Source organism: Mucilaginibacter aquariorum (genome assembly GCF_024498135.1).
GTDB classification, from domain to species: domain Bacteria; phylum Bacteroidota; class Bacteroidia; order Sphingobacteriales; family Sphingobacteriaceae; genus Mucilaginibacter; species Mucilaginibacter aquariorum.
In genome coordinates, this window is record NZ_JANHOH010000007.1 from 78,912 (window position 1) to 97,321 (window position 18,410).

At 44.5% G+C, this 18,410-nt stretch carries 13 protein-coding genes; 8 read left to right on the forward strand and 5 right to left on the reverse strand.

Annotated elements, in window-relative coordinates:
* The first annotated feature begins 49 nt into the window (after window positions 1-49).
* Together pafA and NPE20_RS20300 are read left to right on the forward strand one after the other, a co-directional pair.
* Window positions 50-1,705, forward strand: a complete 1,656-nt coding sequence (gene pafA / locus NPE20_RS20295) for an alkaline phosphatase PafA (protein ID WP_256540533.1) — start codon at window positions 50-52, stop codon at window positions 1,703-1,705.
* Window positions 1,706-1,845: 140 nt separating this feature from the next.
* Window positions 1,846-2,469, forward strand: a complete 624-nt coding sequence (locus NPE20_RS20300) for a thiamine phosphate synthase (protein ID WP_256540534.1) — start codon at window positions 1,846-1,848, stop codon at window positions 2,467-2,469.
* Window positions 2,470-2,587: 118 nt separating this feature from the next.
* Here the strand turns inward: NPE20_RS20300 and NPE20_RS20305 are convergent, their stop codons facing one another.
* Window positions 2,588-3,106: a GNAT family N-acetyltransferase gene (locus NPE20_RS20305; RefSeq protein ID WP_256540535.1), complete on the reverse strand. Its 519-nt coding sequence runs from the start codon at window positions 3,104-3,106 to the stop codon at window positions 2,588-2,590.
* A gap of 75 nt (window positions 3,107-3,181) precedes the next feature.
* On the opposite strand from NPE20_RS20305, the gene NPE20_RS20310 reads away from it, so the two are divergent.
* The 5 genes from NPE20_RS20310 to infB all read left to right on the forward strand — a co-directional run bounded on the left by NPE20_RS20310 (window position 3,182) and on the right by infB (window position 11,025).
* Window positions 3,182-5,551 (forward strand): S9 family peptidase, encoded by a 2,370-nt coding sequence (locus NPE20_RS20310; RefSeq protein WP_256540536.1) that lies wholly within the window; start codon window positions 3,182-3,184, stop codon window positions 5,549-5,551.
* 109 nt (window positions 5,552-5,660) lie between these two features.
* Window positions 5,661-6,083, forward strand: a complete 423-nt coding sequence (locus tag NPE20_RS20315; RefSeq protein ID WP_256540537.1) for a hypothetical protein — start codon at window positions 5,661-5,663, stop codon at window positions 6,081-6,083.
* 137 nt (window positions 6,084-6,220) lie between these two features.
* Window positions 6,221-6,685 carry a ribosome assembly cofactor RimP gene (gene rimP / locus NPE20_RS20320; protein WP_256540538.1) on the forward strand — a complete coding sequence of 155 codons (465 nt, stop codon included), beginning with the start codon at window positions 6,221-6,223 and terminating at the stop codon, window positions 6,683-6,685.
* Window positions 6,686-6,688: 3 nt separating this feature from the next.
* The gene (nusA, locus tag NPE20_RS20325) at window positions 6,689-7,924 is read left to right on the forward strand and encodes a transcription termination factor NusA (RefSeq protein WP_256540539.1); all 1,236 of its coding nucleotides are present in this window, start codon (window positions 6,689-6,691) and stop codon (window positions 7,922-7,924) included.
* Between the two features lie 59 nt (window positions 7,925-7,983).
* The gene (gene infB / locus NPE20_RS20330; RefSeq protein ID WP_256540540.1) at window positions 7,984-11,025 is read left to right on the forward strand and encodes a translation initiation factor IF-2; all 3,042 of its coding nucleotides are present in this window, start codon (window positions 7,984-7,986) and stop codon (window positions 11,023-11,025) included.
* Between the two features lie 202 nt (window positions 11,026-11,227).
* Here the strand turns inward: infB and NPE20_RS20335 are convergent, their stop codons facing one another.
* Window positions 11,228-13,816, reverse strand: a complete 2,589-nt coding sequence (locus NPE20_RS20335; RefSeq protein WP_256540541.1) for a ligase-associated DNA damage response DEXH box helicase — start codon at window positions 13,814-13,816, stop codon at window positions 11,228-11,230.
* A 71-nt stretch (window positions 13,817-13,887) separates the two neighbouring features.
* On the opposite strand from NPE20_RS20335, the gene NPE20_RS20340 reads away from it, so the two are divergent.
* Complete coding sequence (locus NPE20_RS20340; RefSeq protein ID WP_256540542.1) at window positions 13,888-14,556, forward strand: hypothetical protein; 669 nt, start codon at window positions 13,888-13,890, stop codon at window positions 14,554-14,556.
* A 51-nt stretch (window positions 14,557-14,607) separates the two neighbouring features.
* Here NPE20_RS20340 and NPE20_RS20345 read toward each other — a convergent pair whose 3' ends face one another.
* The 3 genes from NPE20_RS20345 to NPE20_RS20355 all read right to left on the reverse strand — a co-directional run bounded on the left by NPE20_RS20345 (window position 14,608) and on the right by NPE20_RS20355 (window position 18,404).
* The gene (locus NPE20_RS20345; protein ID WP_256540543.1) at window positions 14,608-17,472 is read right to left on the reverse strand and encodes a M16 family metallopeptidase; all 2,865 of its coding nucleotides are present in this window, start codon (window positions 17,470-17,472) and stop codon (window positions 14,608-14,610) included.
* Window positions 17,473-17,533: 61 nt separating this feature from the next.
* A complete protein-coding gene (locus NPE20_RS20350) occupies window positions 17,534-17,998 on the reverse strand; it encodes a DUF2059 domain-containing protein (protein WP_256540544.1) in 465 nt (154 codons plus the stop codon).
* Window positions 17,988-18,404, reverse strand: coding sequence for a DUF4279 domain-containing protein (locus NPE20_RS20355; RefSeq protein ID WP_256540545.1), 417 nt, complete (start codon window positions 18,402-18,404; stop codon window positions 17,988-17,990). The genes NPE20_RS20350 and NPE20_RS20355 overlap by 11 nt, the downstream gene beginning before the upstream one ends.
* Between the last annotated feature and the right edge of the window lie 6 nt (window positions 18,405-18,410).

The window sequence follows — 18,410 nt, forward strand, 5'->3', positions numbered from 1 at the left end:
ATTGTTTATATATTGCAATTGTGATATTTGCCTTTTAACATCTAATACTATGAAGATAAAAGTACTGCTTACGCTAACCTTTGCAACCGCTGTATTTAGCTTATCGGCGCAAGCCCAAAAAACAGTGACCGCCAAGACGGCAACCTTACCACGGCCAAAACTTGTTGTAGGTTTAGTAGTTGACCAAATGCGCTGGGATTACCTGTACCGCTATTACGACCGCTACCAAAGTGGTGGTTTTAAACGGATGCTTAATGAAGGTTTTACCTGCGAAAACACACTGATACCTTATATCCCAACGGTTACAGCCATAGGGCACTCTACTATTTATACAGGTTCGGTACCTGCTATACATGGCATAGCCGGGAATGATTTTACGATACAGGCAACCGGTAAAGAAATGTATTGTACCGAAGATAGTACCGTTACAGCGGTAGGCAGCGATTCAAAGGCAGGCAAAATGTCGCCCCGTAATTTGCTGGTAAGCACAGTAACTGACGAACTACGGTTAGCTACAAATTTCCGATCAAAAGTAATAGGTATAGCATTAAAAGATCGCGGCGGTATTTTACCCGCGGGCCATGCAGCCAATGCGGCTTATTGGTTTGACGATGCCAACGGCGCATGGATTAGCAGCAGCTATTATATGACCGACCTGCCGGCCTGGGTTAAAACCTTTAACGCTACCAAACCAGCAGAGAAGTATCTGAAACAAGACTGGAACACCCTTTACCCGATAAATACTTACGTACAAAGCGCGCCGGATAACAGCCCTAAGTATGAAGGTAAATTCAGCGGTACCGATGCACCAACTTTCCCTATAAAAACATCCGAATTATATAAAGGCAAAGCCGGGATGATCCGCTCTACCCCTTATGGTAACAGTATGACGCTTGACCTGGCTAAAGCGGCCATCGAAAGTGAAAAATTGGGTGCCGGTTCAGTGACCGACTTCCTGGCAGTAAGCCTTTCTTCCACAGATTATATTGGGCATCAGTTTGGTCCAAACTCGGTTGAGGTTGAAGATACCTACCTGCGTTTAGATAAAGACCTGGCAGCTTTCTTTACTTATTTAGATGGGAAGCTGGGTAAAAGGAATTACAGCGTTTTTTTAAGTGCCGACCATGGTGCCGCGCATAATCCCAGCTTTTTAATAGACCATAATATCCCGGCAGGTGTTTGGAAAAGCGGCGATGTGCAAACGCGGTTAAACAAAATGCTGGAGGATAAGTATAAAGTAAAAGGCGTGGTATTAAACCTGGATAACTACCAGGTAAATTTTAATAATGCAGCTATTAAAAAGGAGAACCTGAACGCAGACGCTTTAAAATTGGATTGCATCCAGTTTTTACAGCAGGAACCCCAAATTGCTTACGCGGTTGATATGCAGCACGTACAAACGGCCACCATACCGGATGAACTTCGCACACGCATCCAAAACGGATACAATGCCGAACGCAGCGGCACTATCCAGATCGTCCTGAAACCGGGATGGTATAGCGGAGGCCAAACAGGCACCACCCACGGCACCTGGAACCCTTACGATGCGCATATCCCATTGGTATTTATGGGCTGGGGCATTAAACATGGCAGCCTAACCCGCGAAACCCACATGACAGATATAGCAGCAACAGTAGCTCAATTATTGCACATACAAGCGCCAAACGGCAACATAGGTACAGCTATTGGCGAGGTGTTGAAGTAAGAGAGTCAGCAAAGACAGGAAGTCGGTAAGTCCGAAAGACGAAGCCTTGTTGCCATTTTATAAATCATTGCCGTCGGCTTTAGCCGACGGTTTAAAATAATCTTCCGGACTTTCGGTCTTTCCGACTTGCGGACTAACCTATGAAGAAATACATTTCCAAATTCCATTACCTCACGCAAGACCTGCCCAATCGTACCCATGTTGAGCAAGCCCAAATAGCCTGCGAAGCCGGGGCCAACTGGATCCAGTACCGTTGCATGAGCAAAAGCGATGAAGAAATGGTGGCAGAGATAAACCAGATAGCATCCATCTGCGATGACTGGGGGGCAACACTTATCCTTGCCAATCATTACCATTTGTTAGATAAAGTAGATGCGCAAGGTGTACATATTGAAGATCTTGATGCCGATTTTACCGCTATCCGCGAAGCGATAACCGACGAGAAAACTTTAGGTGCATCGGCCACAAACGTAGAAGCATTACTGCGAATCCAAAACACCGGCGTGGTAGATTATTGCGGCTATGGCCCCTTCGCCCATACCGATACCAAGCCAAATGATAAACCACTATTGGGATACGACGGCTACCGCCAGTTAGAAAAGCAGCCGATAGATATCCCGGTTATAGCAGTTGGTGGCGTACAATTAAAAGATGTAGATCTGTTAATGCAAACAGGCGTTTACGGCATCGCGGTATCCTCGGCGGTTAATTTATCACTTGATCCGGGTGGTATGGTAAAGGAGATTTACAGGAAGATATATTAATGTCCATCCCCTGTTTGTCATCCTGAGCGATAGCGAAGGATCTAATAATAAAGCGACAAGCGGACTATGCATATCGGCGAATAGATACTTCGCTATCGCTCAGCATGACAATGAAGATTTAGATATTCCTATACGCCACATACACATGCTCATCCAACACCTTACCGTTTTTAATAACCGACTGTTTTAACACCGCTTGTTGGGTATAGCCCGCTTTCTCCAGCACCCGCATTGATTTTGGGTTTGTGCTGAAAACAAAAGCCATAATGCAAATGATATCTAACTTTTTAAAGCCATAGCCGGTTACCAGTTTAACTGCTTCGGGGATAATGCCACGGCCCCAGTATTGTTCGCTCAGCCAGTAGCCAATTAGTGGCGATTTGATATAGACATCATCCCTGAAATCCAAGCCTATCACACCCGCAACCTCGCCGTTTATTTCGATAGCAAAATTGGTAACGGGATCCTGGTGAAGGTTCAGGTTGATAAAAAACTCCGCATCGGCCAAGGTATATGGCGATGGGAACCTGTCGAGCAGGCAAGCGGTAATATTGGGGTTATTGGCATGTTTTTGCAGGGATGGCGCATCTGCAGCCTGCCAAGTGCGCAGGGTAAATCGGCTTCCTTTTATTTCCATATTGTAACAATCCAAACGTTAAAAATAGTAATATTACCTAAACTGTTAAATTGCAGCGCTTAACAGCAATTTGTTATGAAGAAAAGCTTTACCTTATTATTCCTTTGCCTTGGATTTGCCGCATCGGCACAAAAACTGGAAGTACTTACCGTTGAAAAAATAATGCGCGACCCCAAATGGATGGGCGTATCACCAGATAATATCCGCTGGAGCGACGACAGCAAAAAGATCTATTTCAACTGGAACCCGGATAAGACTGAACGCGATGAACTGTTCTACATCAGCCCAAACAATATAAAACCACAAAAAACTACGCTAACCCAGCGCCGTGATCTGATCCCCGATAACGGCAAATGGAACAAAAAGCGTACGTTAAAAACCTTCGAAAAAAACGGCAATATCTATCTGCTGGAAGTAGCTTCGGGCAAAACAGTACAGCTAACCAATACTACCAATCGCGAAAGCAACCCAACCTTTAGCGGCGATGAAGGCAGCATTATTTTCACTAACGATAACAATCTGTATGCCTTAAAGCTGAACAAAGGCGAGCTAACTCAGCTGACCAATTTTGTTAAAACAGCAAGCACAGAAAAGAAACCCGCTAAAGATAATGAGCAGGCCCGCTGGCTAAAAAAACAGCAATTAGAACTGTTTGATATTATTAAAGTGAACGAGAAAGACCGTAAACTGGATTCTGTAGAGCGCAGCCAGTTTAAGGTTGCTAAACTAAAGGAGATAGCCTTTGGCGATAAAAGATTAAGCAATGTGCAGTTAAGTCCGGATGGCAGGTACGTAACGTATCGCCTTACCCAATCTGCCGAGGGTGTGAAAAACGCTATCGTGCCGGATTATGTGACCTCGTCGGGCTATACCGAAGATATCCCAAACCGTTCAAAGGTGGGTAGCCCGCAGGCTACATCCGAGAGTTTTATTTTTGATACCCGTCGCGATTCAGTTTATGGCATCGTCACCAAAGACCTGCCCGGCATAAAAGATATCCCGGCGTATTTTAAAGATTACCCCAAAGAATTAGAAGCATTAAAGAAGCTAAATGCCGACCGCAAGGTTGATATCAGCGGCCCGTTCTGGAGCCCGGATAGTAAATACGCCATTGTAAATATAGATGCGCAGGATAACAAAGACCGCTGGCTGATGAAACTGGATGCCGCAACAGGTAAGCTTACCCCGTTGGACCGCCAGCACGACGATGCCTGGATAGGCGGCCCTGGTACAGGGGCATGGTTCGCCAATGGTAGCCTGGGCTGGACGGATAACACGCACTTTTATTTCCAGAGCGAAGCCAGCGGATACTCGCATTTATATATTGCCGATGTAATAACCGGCGAAAAGAAGCAGCTAACATCGGGCAAATGGGAAGTGCAAACCCTGCGTTTATCCAACGATAAAAGAACCTTTTACTTTACCGCTAATATCGAGCACCCGGGCATTACGCATTTTTATAAGATTCCGGTAACAGGAGGCAGCCCGATTAAAATTACTTCGATGAAAGGCGGTAACGAGATAGATCTTTCGCCTGATGAAAAATGGCTGGCTATCCGTTATTCCTACTCAAATAAACCTTGGGAACTGTATGTACAACCCAACAAACCGGGGGCAAAAGCAGCACAGGTAACTAATTCTACTACCGAAGAATTTAAATCGTACGCATGGAAAGAGCCGGAAGTAATTAGTTTTAAGAACCGCAATGGTAAGGATATTTACGCACGGCTTTATCAGCCCAAAAATCCCGATCCGGCAAAACCTGCTGTAGTATTTGTGCATGGCGCGGGCTATCTGCAAAATGTGCACTACTGGTGGAGCAGCTATTTCCGCGAGTACATGTTTAACAACATGCTGGTTGATAACGGCTATACCGTGCTGGATATCGACTATACCGCCAGCTCGGGCTATGGACGCGATATCCGCACAGGTATTTATCGCCACATGGGTGGCGCAGATCTGACAGACCAGGTAGATGGCGTAAAGCTACTGGTAGAAAAGTATGGTGTTAACCCAAAACATGTGGGTTTATATGGCGGCTCGTACGGTGGGTTTATGACATTGATGGCATTGTTCACTCAACCCGATGTTTTTGCATCAGGCGCGGCCATACGCTCGGTTACCGATTGGGCTCATTACAATCACGGCTATACCTCCAACATTCTTAACGAACCCTTTAACGACGAGATTGCCTACCGCCAAAGCTCACCTATTTATTTTGCCGATGGCTTAAAAGGCAGGTTGTTGATGCTGCATGGCATGGTAGATCAGAATGTAAACTACCAGGATATCATAAGGCTTAGTCAGAAGTTGATTGAACTGCACAAAGAGAATTGGGAGCTGGCTTCATACCCGGTAGAAGACCACGGTTTTGTACAATCCAGCAGCTGGACAGATGAGTATAAACGGATCTATAAACTGTTTGAGGAAACGTTAAAGAAATAAAGAAGCCTCACCCCGGCCCTCTCCAAAGGAGGGGGCGTTTGTGAAGTGACAATATAATATGTTTTAAAGTCCTCTCCTTTGGAGAGGATTTAGGTGAGGCTTAATAACTATGAAAAAACTATTCTACATAATCCCTATTCTGCTCGCCCTTGCCTGTAAGCCCGCCAAGCACCCTTCCGCTGTGCAGATCTCCCTTGTAAACAATGGGCAGTCGGTACAGTTTAAGGGTTTGGATTATGCTGTAATGCAGGATATTGGGCGCGATACCACTAAAGATGTATGGCAAAACCTAGTGCCGGTTTATCGCATGCCTGCCGATACGGATATGAAAAATTATCAGCCTGTGCAGCCCGGGCGTTACCAGTTAAAAGATAGTGTGGTGATCTTTACGCCCGATACCCCCTTTGTAAAAGGACAAACTTACTTTGTACGCAATTACCGCCTGGGCGAAGGCGCAATGCTTATCGATTATATAAAAGGCCGCTCCCAACCCGGTAAAGTGCATTTTATTGATTTGATTTTTAAGCAATAAGCTTTGAAAATGAAAAAAACTTGCTATATTTGCATCTGAATTAAAAAAGAGGGGGCGTTTGTCCCCTCTTTTATTTTATCAATCAAATTATCATCCGCCCCATTTATCTATCGGGATACCGGAAAAAACATACGATAATGAATATTGAAAAAAGAACAACTGAACTGGTAGAGGAGAAAATTGCCGACATGCCAAACTTGTTTTTGGTGGATGTTAAAATGCATTCGAACGGCAAGCTGATAGTACTGGTTGATGGGGATAACGGGATAGGGATTGCTGATTGTGTTGCCATAAGCAGGCATGTAGGCTTTCATCTGGAAGAAGAGAACGTTATTGATACTCCATACAACCTGGAGGTTTCATCGCCCGGTATTGATACGCCGCTAACATTAAAAAGGCAATACGCTAAAAACATAGGGCGTACGTTAGCTATTAAAATGGACGACGGTACAAAACGTGAAGGCGTATTAAAAGAGGCGGGCGACGACTCTATTATAATTGAAGAAGCAATAAAAGAAAAAGGGAAAAAGGCTGTAACTGTTGAAAGCACTATCCCGACAGATAAAATAACAGAAACAAAAGTTTTAATATCATTCAAGTAGAAGATGAGCAATATTAATTTAATTGATTCTTTTCAGGAATTTAAAGATTTCAAAAACATTGACCGCCCAACCATGATGAGCGTTCTGGAAGACGTTTTCAGAAGCATGATCAGGAAAAAGTACGGTACCGATGAGAATTGTGATGTGATTGTTAACACAGATAATGGTGACTTAGAAATTTGGCGCACACGTGTTGTTGTTGAGGATGGCTTTAGTGAGGATGATGACCTAGAGGTTGAATTAGCAGAAGCTAAAACAATTGACCCTGATCTGGAGATCGGCGATGAGCAAATTGAGCAGATCACTTTAGAAAGCTTTGGCCGCAGGGCTATTTTAGCTGCCCGCCAAACGCTGGTATCTAAAATTTTAGAACTGGAGAAAGACGAGATCTTCAAAAAATATAAAGACCGCGTTGGCGAAATTGTTACCGGCGAGGTTTACCAGGTTTGGAAAAAAGAAACTTTGGTTTTGGATGATGAAGGCAACGAGCTTTTATTACCAAAAACAGAGCAGATCCCGGCCGATTACTTTAAAAAAGGTGATAGCGTAAGGGCGATAATCAGCAAGGTTGATATGCTGAACAGCAACCCTAAAATTATTATATCGCGTACCGCGCCCGAGTTTTTACAGCGCTTATTCGAGATGGAAGTTCCCGAAATTTTCGACGGACTGATCACCATCAAGAAAATTGTGCGTGAACCGGGTGAAAGAGCTAAAGTAGCGGTAGAATCTTACGATGACCGTATCGATCCGGTTGGTGCCTGCGTAGGTATGAAAGGTTCACGTATCCATGGTATCGTTCGCGAGTTGAAGAACGAGAACATTGATGTAATAAACTTTACAAACAATATTCAGTTATATATACAGCGTGCATTATCGCCTGCAAAAATCACTTCTATTAAATTAGATGATGAGAAAAAAACAGCGGCGGTTTACTTAAAGCCAGACCAGGTATCGTTAGCTATCGGTCGCGGTGGCCACAATATTAAATTGGCAGGTAAATTAACCGGCTATGAAATTGATGTTTACCGTGAGGCTGATGAGCATGACGAGGATGTGGACATTGAAGAATTCTCAGATGAGATTGATAGCTGGATACTTGACGAATTTAAACGTATAGGCCTTGATACAGCGAAATCTGTATTGGCATTATCCGTTGGCGAATTGGTTAAACGTACCGATCTGGAAGAAGAAACAATAAAAGATGTTTTATCAATTCTGCAGGCAGAATTTGAATAAACGTAGAAACAAGAATTAAAATCGTATTTTTGCGATAATTAGCAGAGAAAATTTAATAAATGTCAGAAGACAAATCCATAAAATTAATAAAAGCAGTAAAAGAACTGAACATTGGTATGGGTACCATTGTCGATTTCTTAGCTTCCAAAGGCTACAAGGTTGAAAAGCAACCAATGGCTAAGCTGGATAACGATATGTACACCACATTGTTGAAGGAATTTGCTGTTGATAAAATTATTAAGGAGGAGGCCAAGCAGATCAGTATAGGCAAGATCAGGAAAGAGGAGCCCGGACAGGCGCCAGAAAAACCTGTTGAGCAACGCCGTTCAAGAGATTTTGAGAACGAGGAGATACTGATTAAAAACACCGGCCATTTTACTTCGGCGCCGGCTGAAAAGCCAAAACCGGTTGAACCTGTACAGGCCAAAACCGAAGAGCGCAACGAAGGATTACCGGGTGTAAAGGTAGTTGGTAAAATAGACCTTAATAACCTTAATGCAAAACCACCGGTAGCAGAGAAGCCCGCACCTGTTGCGGAAACTCCGAAAGCACCGGAACCGGTAGCAGAAACCCCGAAAGCGCCAGAGCCTGTTGTGGAAGCGCCAAAAGCACCAGAACCAGTTGCAGAGAAACCTGCACCAGTTGTGGAAACGCCAAAAGCACCAGAGCCGGTTGTAGAAGCACCGAAAGCACCAGAACCTGTTGCGGAAGCGCCAAAAGCGCCAGAGCCGGTTGCAGAAGCACCAAAAGCACCAGAACCTGTTGCGGAAGCGCCCAAAGCGCCGGTAGCCGAAACTGTTGAGCCCGCGGCACCAGCCGAAGGTGAAACTGATGACGTTATCCGTGCAAGTGCAGAGCGCTTAAGCGGCCCTAAAATTATTGGAAAGATAACCTTACCGGTTAATGCGCCTAAACGTGGCGGTGGCCCGGTTGCGTCATCATCAAATGCTGCAGGTAACGCTGCCGATCAAAAACGCAAACGTAAGCGTAAAGATCAGCAAGGCGGTGGCGGCGGACAAGGTGGTAATAACACCGGTCAGCAAGCACCACCAAGCGGTACTATCAATCCAAACCGTCCCGATTTCAGGAACAGGCCGGCAGGCCCTCCGGCAGGTGGTGGTAACCGTCCAGATTTTAGAGGAGGCAGAAATGCACCAACAGGCGGCGGCCCTAAAGAAGAGCCTACAGAAAAAGATATACAAGACCAGATCAAGGCTACACTTGCACGTTTAAGCGGAGCAGGTAAGTCGGGTAAGTTTGCACAACGTGCTAAATTCCGCCGTCAAAAGCGTGATGATGTAGCAGCCAATGCCGATGAACTGGCAATGGAGCAGGATGCAATGTCTAAAGTAATTAAGGTTACTGAGTTTGTTACGGCAAACGAATTAGCCTTGATGATGGACGTATCTGTAACACAAATTATCTCGACTTGTATGAGTTTGGGTATGTTTGTTTCCATTAACCAGCGTTTGGATGCCGAAACCCTTAGCATTGTTGCTGATGAGTTTGGCTACCAGGTTGAGTTTGTAAAACCACAGGACGAAGAGTTTATACTTGATCAACCGGATGAGCCGGAAGATCTGATCCCACGTGCGCCAATTGTGACGATCATGGGCCACGTTGACCACGGTAAAACATCATTACTGGATTTTATCCGCAAAACAAACGTAATTGGCGGCGAGGCCGGGGGTATAACCCAGCACATTGGCGCTTACGAAGTTACTTTGCCGGATGATAAAGGAAAAATCACATTCCTGGATACACCGGGCCACGAGGCGTTTACCGCCATGCGTGCAAGGGGTGCACAGGTAACAGATATTGTTATTATAGTAATTGCCGCTGACGATAGCGTGATGCCGCAAACCCGCGAGGCCATAAACCACGCGCAGGCTGCAGGTGCACCAATTATCTTCGCTTTCAACAAAATTGACAGGCCGGGTGCTAACGCCGATAAGGTACGTGAGCAATTATCTGCCATGAATATTTTGGTTGAAGAGTGGGGTGGTAAATACCAAACACAAGAAATATCGGCTAAAACCGGTTTAAATATCGAGCTATTGTTAGAGAAGGTATTGCTTGAAGCAGAATTGCTTGAACTAAAAGCCAACCCTAACAAACGTGCCGTAGGTACAGTAATAGAAGCAGCCTTGGATAAAGGCCGTGGTATTGTTACTACCATATTGGTACAGGCAGGCCGCTTAAAAGTGGGCGACCCGATATTAGCAGGTTGCTATAGCGGGCGTGTTAAAGCGTTAACAAACGAACGTGGCCAAAGGGTTGAATCTGCAGGGCCATCAACACCGGTACAGGTGTTGGGTATGCAGGGTGCACCTACAGCCGGCGATAAATTTAATGTGTTAGAGACCGAGGTTGAAGCACGTGAAATTGCAAACAAACGTTTACAGTTACAACGCGAACAAGGCTTACGTACACAAAAACACATTACACTTGATGAAATTGGCCGCCGTTTGGCAGTTGGTAACTTTAAGGAACTTAACATTATTGTTAAGGGTGACGTGGATGGTTCTATTGAAGCGTTATCAGATTCGTTACTGAAACTTTCTACCGAGCAGATCCAGGTTAACATCATATCAAAAGCGGTTGGTCAGATCTCAGAATCAGACGTATTGCTGGCTTCTGCATCAGATGCGATCATCATCGGTTTCCAGGTACGTCCTTCGGGAAGTGCGCGTAAACTGGCCGAGGCAGAGCAAATTGATATCAGGCTTTACTCTATCATCTACGATGCTATCAACGAGATAAAAGCGGCGATGGAAGGTATGCTTGCACCAACCTTTGAAGAGAAGATTGTGGCTAACGTTGAGATACGTGAAACCTTCAAGATCAGCAAGGTGGGTACAATTGCAGGTTGTATGGTGTTAGACGGTAAAATTACCCGTAACAGCAAGATCCGTATCATCCGCGATGGTGTAGTAATTCACACAGGTGAACTGGCTTCATTAAAACGCTTTAAAGATGATGTGAAAGAAGTTGCAACCGGTTACGAGTGCGGTTTGAACATCCAAAACTACAATAACATTGAAGTTGGCGACATCGTTGAAGCCTACGAAAACGTAGAAGTGAAACGTAAGCTTGCTTAAGACGCGAAGTATCGCATCTCTATTTAATATTGAAAAGGACGGTCATTGGCCGTCCTTTTTTTGTTTTATTAGTATTTTACACCAAACCTGTCTTGCAAGGCGAAAAATTGGCATTACGAGGACGAAAATTGGCGTTTTGAAGGCGAAAATTGACGGTTGAAAACCCTTAAAAATGCGACATAAGTCAAATGAAACAAGTGGATCAAAAGCCCTTTTTTCTAGCTATTCCGGTCTTCCTGGTTTTTGGCTTAACGTTATCTGCAACTTCATCGGCACCATAACGGCGGGCCATTTTGGCGATGCGTTCTTCCATTGTTTCGGTGGTCAACCGCTCGCGGCCCAGGCTATCTACCAGTATAGGGAAGGCAAAAGGTGTGGGGCGTTCAATAGTTTTTAAGATAATGTTTTGTGTTTGAATGCGTTGCAAAGCCGCGCGTAACCTAAACTCCTCTAACTGAAAAGCCAATGCTTCATTATAGGCTTGCCTAACCAGCAGGTTATCAGGCTCGTACTCGTTAAATACCTCGAACAATAGTGATGTAGATGCCTGTAAATGCTTGTTCTTTACCTGCTGACCGGGATAGCCGGTGAACACCAGCCCGCCGATATGGGCGATATCTCTAAACTTGCGCCGGGCCATTTCATTGGAGTTGAGGCTATGCTGAATATCCTCTATCAGGTTATTGATAGAAAAGAAGTCGGCATCTTCCAAAGCCTGCTCAATGGGTATATCCTCGTCGGTTAGTAACTCAAAACCATAATCATTCATGGCGATAGAGAAACTGGCAGGCTTTATTTTGGAGATCCGGTAGGCCAATAAACTCGCCATACCCTCATGTACCAACCTGCCCTCGAAAGGATAAAATAACAGGTGGTGCCCTTCGCGTGATTTAAAGGATTCTATCAAAAACTCATGGCTTTGCGGCAAATGCGACAATTTAGCCTGCAGATCGAATAGGGGTTTAAGCGCCTTTACCTCTATATCTGTTTCAATGCCATTGGCCACCTCGTCCAATTTATCTCTGAATACGGCCGATAGCTGTGATGATAAAGGCATCCGCCCGCCGTTCCAGCTGGGGATCAAACCTTTGGTTTTGGTCGATTTTTTGACATAGGCTGTCATTTCCTTCACCTTAATAAATTCAAGGCTGCGGCCCGCGAACCAGAAAGTATTGCCCGGCTTTAGTTTGGATATAAAGCCTTCCTCTAAAGTACCCAGGCTTCCACCGCTCAGCCATTTTACACGGATACTCAGCTCGCTGGTTATAGTGCCGATACTCAGCCGGTGCCGCATAGCTACGCGCCTGCTGTTCACTTTAAACAGGCCGTTTTCGACCTCTACCTTTAGGAATTCATCGTACTGGGCAAGGGTTTTGCCACCATTGGTTATAAAATCAAGCAGTTGGTTAAACTCGTCACGGCGCAGGTCGGCAAAGGCAAAGGTGGTTTTCACTTCTCTGAATAATTCATCGGCACGAAACCCATCAGATACGGCCAGCGTCACCATAAATTGTATCAGGACATCCATGGTAAGCAGCATAGGGTCGCGGCTTTCGAATACACCTTTCTTAATGGCACTTTTTAAAGCCGCCCCCTCTAAAAGTTCCAGGGAATGAGTTGGCACAAAGTACGCTTTTGATATCTCCCCGGGACCGTGCCCGCTCCTGCCTGCGCGTTGCATAAAACGGGCTACCCCTTTGGGGCTGCCTACCTGTACAACGGTGTCTACGGGCCTAAAATCCACACCCAGGTCTAAGCTGGAAGTACACACCACAACCTTTAAAGCCTCGGCGTGCAGGGCTTGTTCTACCCAGTTACGGATCTCGTTATCAAGCGAGCCATGGTGCATGGCCATTATACCGGCATACTCGGGGTAGTTATCAATGATAGCATGATACCAGATCTCGCTTTGCGACCGGGTATTGGTAAATATTAGGGTGGTTTTGCTTTTGGCAACTATCTCCATCACCTGCGGGAGTAGTTGTACACCGATATGCCCCGCCCAGCTGTAATTCTCAATATTGTCCGGTATTACAGATTGTATCACCAGTTTCTTGTTCAAGTTGGCGCGTACCATTTTTATCTGTTCCGGCGGGAAATCATTTCCCAGCAAAACCTCCGCGGCCTGCTCCAGATTGCCAATGGTTGCGCTGATACCCCAGATGCGGAGTGGTGTGGTGTGCGAAGTTGACTGAGCGGAAGTAGCGTTAGTATCCGCTCCTCGCTCCAACGCCTCCGCACCTAAGCCTTTCAAACGGCTCAACCCCAGCTCTACCTGTACGCCGCGTTTGGTGCCCAATAGTTCATGCCATTCATCGCATACCATTACCTGCAGGCCTTTAAATATTTTATCGTATTCTTTTTGGGCCAGCATCAGGTGCAGACTTTCGGGGGTGGTAAGCAGCACTTCGGGGAGTTTCCTTTTTAAGGCAGCCTTATCAGCTGCGGATGTATCCCCGGTACGGGTCATGATGCGCCAGGGCAGGCCTATATCGTCGCACACCTCCTGCATTGCCTTTCGGATATCGTTAGTTAGGGCGCGCAGGGGCGTTATCCATAACATAAGCAGGCCGTTGTTTTTTTGTGTGGTATAAGTGTCGGGGTGTTTATTTATAAAATCGGCCAGGAAAGGCAGGAACAATGCGAAGGTTTTACCGCTGCCGGTAGGCGCATTCAGCAAGCCCGAAAAGCCCGACAGATAAGCTTCTTCCATTTCTTTTTGAAACGGGAACTGCTTCCACTGCTTTTGTTTGTACCATTGCTGTATTACCTTTTGGCCGCTCGATGTCATTGATTATCCTAACAAAATATACTATTATTGGTTATACGTATCAACTGTAAATTAAACAAATTGTTACAACCATGAATGTTCCAAGATATTTAATTGTGCCGATACTTGCTGCTGCTATTTCATCATGCCAGCAAAAAAGGGCTCCTGAATCGATAGATACCACTGCAGAGAATGCAGATACCACGGTGTTAGATAAAACCAAAGTTGCTGATACTACGGCAATTGAAATGCCCGGCGATAAACCCGTGCCTCTTGCACAGTTGATAGTACCCGGCATAAGCGTTGGCCAAGCTGCTATTAATGAAAGCTCTGAGGTGGTTCATAAAAAATTGGGCAAACCCGATGCCGGCGACGCGGCAATGGGCAAAAGCGTGTCCATCTGGTATGCCAACCACGATACAACAGGCTATGTAACTCAAATGTATTTTTCGCGGGATATGGGAAACGACGAAACAAGCCGCGTGAAGCAAATACGGGTTACTTCGCCATTGTTTAAAGTGAACAACAAGATCTATACGGGCGTGCCCTTCAAAATCGCAGAATCGGTTTATAAGTTAAAAAAGACAGCGACATTTGAGGATAAAGGTGGCAAGTGCAGTCTTTATGACGATGTAAAGGGCGGGATAGGCTTTGAAGTGGATGATAAAGGTATTATTACCGGCATTGTTGTACACGAAACCGGCCGGGAAGCAACGGGTACTTACCTTGCCTTTTTCTCGAACCTGAAACCAATAAAATAAAAAAGCCCCCGAATTTCTTCGGGGGCTTTCTATTCCTTTTAATATTGAAGTTTATTTCTTCTCTGGCATCAGAATTACTTTTGCCAAATTGTTATTATTCAGATATTTAATAGCTGTTTCTTTTGTGCTTTGTACGGTTACCTGATCCAGGTTTTTAACGTGGCTTAATATCTCATCAGGGTCTTGTCCGTTTTGTGATGCTCCGGCAAGGTAGCCTAACCATGCAACATTTTGCTTTAATTGCACCTGTGTTGAGCGGGCTTCTTCAGCAACAAATTTTTGAATATCGGCAGGCTGTGCACCGGTTTGTTTTATCTTGTTTATCTCATCAAGCGTTGCGGCTATCAGCTTGTCAATATTTGCGGCAGCACAAGTAAAGGCGATGGTAACGGTGTATCTGCCTTCGGGATTTTTAGAGTAATTTGCCCTAATGCCCGGTGCATAGATCCCGCTTTCCTGTTCGCGAAGGCGCTCAACAAGCTTAATGTTCAGTACTTCTTCCAAAGCATCCATTTGTATGTTATTGGCTTCGTTGAAAACGTAAGCGCCGCTGTATATCATTTGTACAGTTGCTTTATCATCTATACCCTTATAAACGGTTTTGGTGTTCTGGCCGGGGGCCGGGTACATCTTCAGGTTTTTAAAAGTTTCTTTTTTATTGGTAGATGGCAAAGCGCCCAGGTAGGTTTCCAACAAGGGTTTTATTAGTACTGGGTTAAATGCACCTACCAAAACAAATGTAAACCCGCTTGCATCAGCAAACCTATCTTTATAAAAATTATAAGACTTATCTAAAGTTGCGCCGGTTAACCTTTCAACAGTAGTAGCACCACCACGGAAGTTGTTATTGCTTAACACCGCCGAAAGTGTATCCTGGTAAACGCTGCCCGGGTCAAGGCCGCGATTGGCTAACAAAGCTTTTGTCTGATTAATAGTACCTTGCCATATATCCGCATCCTTACGTGGCTTTGTAAAATACAGGTATATTAACTGCAGGGCGGTTTCGAAATCACGGGGGGAGGCGCTTGCTCTTATGCCATGCGTAATATCGCTTATATATGGGCTAACATCAACGTTCTTACCAGCCAGCATCTTATCTAGCTGCCCCTGGTTAAACTCTGATATACCGCTGCTACCTACAATTGAGGCGCCAAAACTGGCCGAAGTATAATCGTCATCACTCGCTAACGAGCTACCCCCAAAACTATAACCATTGATCAGGATCTGGTCGTTTTTAAACTCAGTAGGTTTTAATATAACCTTTACGCCATTCCCCAGGGTTAAGGTTGTAGTGCCAATAGCTTCATCTTGTGTTTCAGATACAACTTTTGAACCTTCGGGTGCTTTATCCATTAAAGGTTTGCTGGTAACGTTATCAACATAAGCATTGATATTATTTCCTGCCGTGCCTATCCAGTTTAAAATGGTTTTTTCGTCGGGTAGTTTATCTTTATCCTTCTCGGGGCCTTCAACAATTATTACACGGTTTTGGTCGCTGATGAATTTTCCGGCAAGTTGGTCCATTTCGGCAAGGGTTACCTTGCTAATGTTGCTTACGTAAAAATTGTATTCAAAATCAATACCCGGGATAGCTTCACCATTTAAGAAGTTAAGCTGGTATTCCCTTACATAATTTGCAGAGTTGGTCTTATTTTTCTCGTAAAAAGCATTTTGAATACCGACCAATGCCGATTGTTTGGCGCGTTCCAGTTCAGTAAGGGTAAAGCCAAATTTACGTGCACGCTCGGTTTCGGCAACAATACTTTTTACCGCGTTTTCCAAACCACCGGGTTTTGAAACAACTACCGATGAAAATGCATCCTGCTTACCCAATAATGGGCCATAGCTGGTACGGGCATACAAGAATGGAGGCTCGGGTTTTTGCAGCAGTTCGCCAAGCCTTTGGTTTAACATAAAATTAAACAGGGATGTACGCACACTTTGCATGTAACCCGTAGTTGTTTTTACAACTGTTTGCGGGTGCTTAACTACAATTTGCGCAAGTGTGTATGGAAACTCTTTATCGGTAGCAATTTTAACAACAGTGCCCGGTGTAGGCGCTACGGTATATTCTGTTCGTGGTTTGGGTGCAACAGGATTTTTTAATCCCGAAAAATTAGCTTTTATCAGCGCTTCAACACGCTTTACATCAAAATCGCCAACGGCAATCACCGCTTGCAGGTTTGGGCGGTACCAATCAGCATAAAAGCTTTTTATGGTTGTGGCATCAAAGTTTTTAAGGATCTCTTCTTTACCAATAGGCAATCGCGAAGCATATCTCGAATTATTTAACAGAACGGGTAAAGTTTGCAGGCTTAAACGCTCTTGAGCGTTCTTACCACGCACACGTGCTTCTTCTAAAACAACACCGCGTTCTTTATCTATCTCCGCCTGGTCAAAAGTTACATAACCTGCCCAGTTGGCTAAAATATTAAAGCCCTTTTCAAAAACAGCAGCGCTATCAGTAGGTAGCGGCAACTGGTAAACGGTTTCATCAAAAGAAGTAGAGGCGTTTAAATCGGCACCAAATTTTACGCCTGATTTTTGCAGGTAATCTACCAATGCATTTTTCGGAAAATCGCGTGTGCCGTTAAAAGCCATATGTTCTACAAAGTGGGCAAGGCCCTGTTGGGCATCGGTTTCTAATACAGATCCCGCTTTGTTTACCAGGTAAAGCTCGGCGCGGTTTTGCGGCTGCTCGTTATGGCGTATATAATAGGTTAGGCCATTTGGCAGTTTACCTATCAGTACATTATCATCAACAGGGAGCAAAGTAGCCGGGCGCAATGCTGCTGCCGCGGATGTTGGTTTACTTTTTGGGGATGGAGCGGGTTTTCTTTTTACCTGTGCATTTGCACTGCCGGCTGCTATTAATAACGCCAGTGCTGCTACAGATAAACTTCTGTTAAGGTTCATAGTTTAATTAAAAGGGAATATTTTACTAAGATGCTAAACGAATTTCTTAGTTACAAATTGTTTATTGATCTTTAAATGCATCCTGCATCATTTGCTGTAGTTCCGACTGGTGGCTTTGCACCGCTTGCTGGCCCAGCAAAGCACTTTTTTGCATAATAACCGGTTGTTTTTGATTGAGTTTTTTACCCAGTGGCGTGTTGTAAAAGGCAATAAGACCTTTAAGATCGGCCTCGGTAAATTCTTTAGCGTACATAACCGCTATTTGGTCTTTTAGCAGGTCCCAGCTAATATATTTGGCCATAAACTGGTTCATAACGGTTATGAATTTAGCCCGTTTATCTTCGGGGACATTAGCACTTGCTTGTTTCATCATGGTAGCCATACTGCTTTGAAACAAGGTGTCTGCTCCCGCGGCCTTAAGCATACCCTCGGCCGCTTTTAAATGTGCCGGGGTAATATCTGGTGTGGTTTGTGCCTTTGCTGCTCCACAGAATAGTAAGGCGATTATTAAGAATTTATATTTCATTTTCTGTTTGTTGATAAATAGAAAGCTCTATGCCGATACCTAAATCAGCACAAAGTGTTAATAATGTATTTGGAAGATATTTGGATTGTACAAATTTGTCGATATCATATTCTATACCAAAATTCAACGTTGCAAATTGAATTTCCGAAATAGATGGAATAAGCTTTAGATTTTTCTGATTTAAGTTTAAGTAACTAATGGCATCATCCACCTGTTTATTAAATTCATCGAATCCGGCGCTACTTACCCCTATCGAACAGCCTGAAAATTTATTTTTTTTACTTTTTGGTAAGTCTTTATGTATCAGTTGGTCTTTATAAAATATACCGTATGGCTTCACACCACATTGTGCTATGAAGCTATCAACATCAAAATTCTCTCCGATAATACTAAGTATGCAAGTCATGTTTAT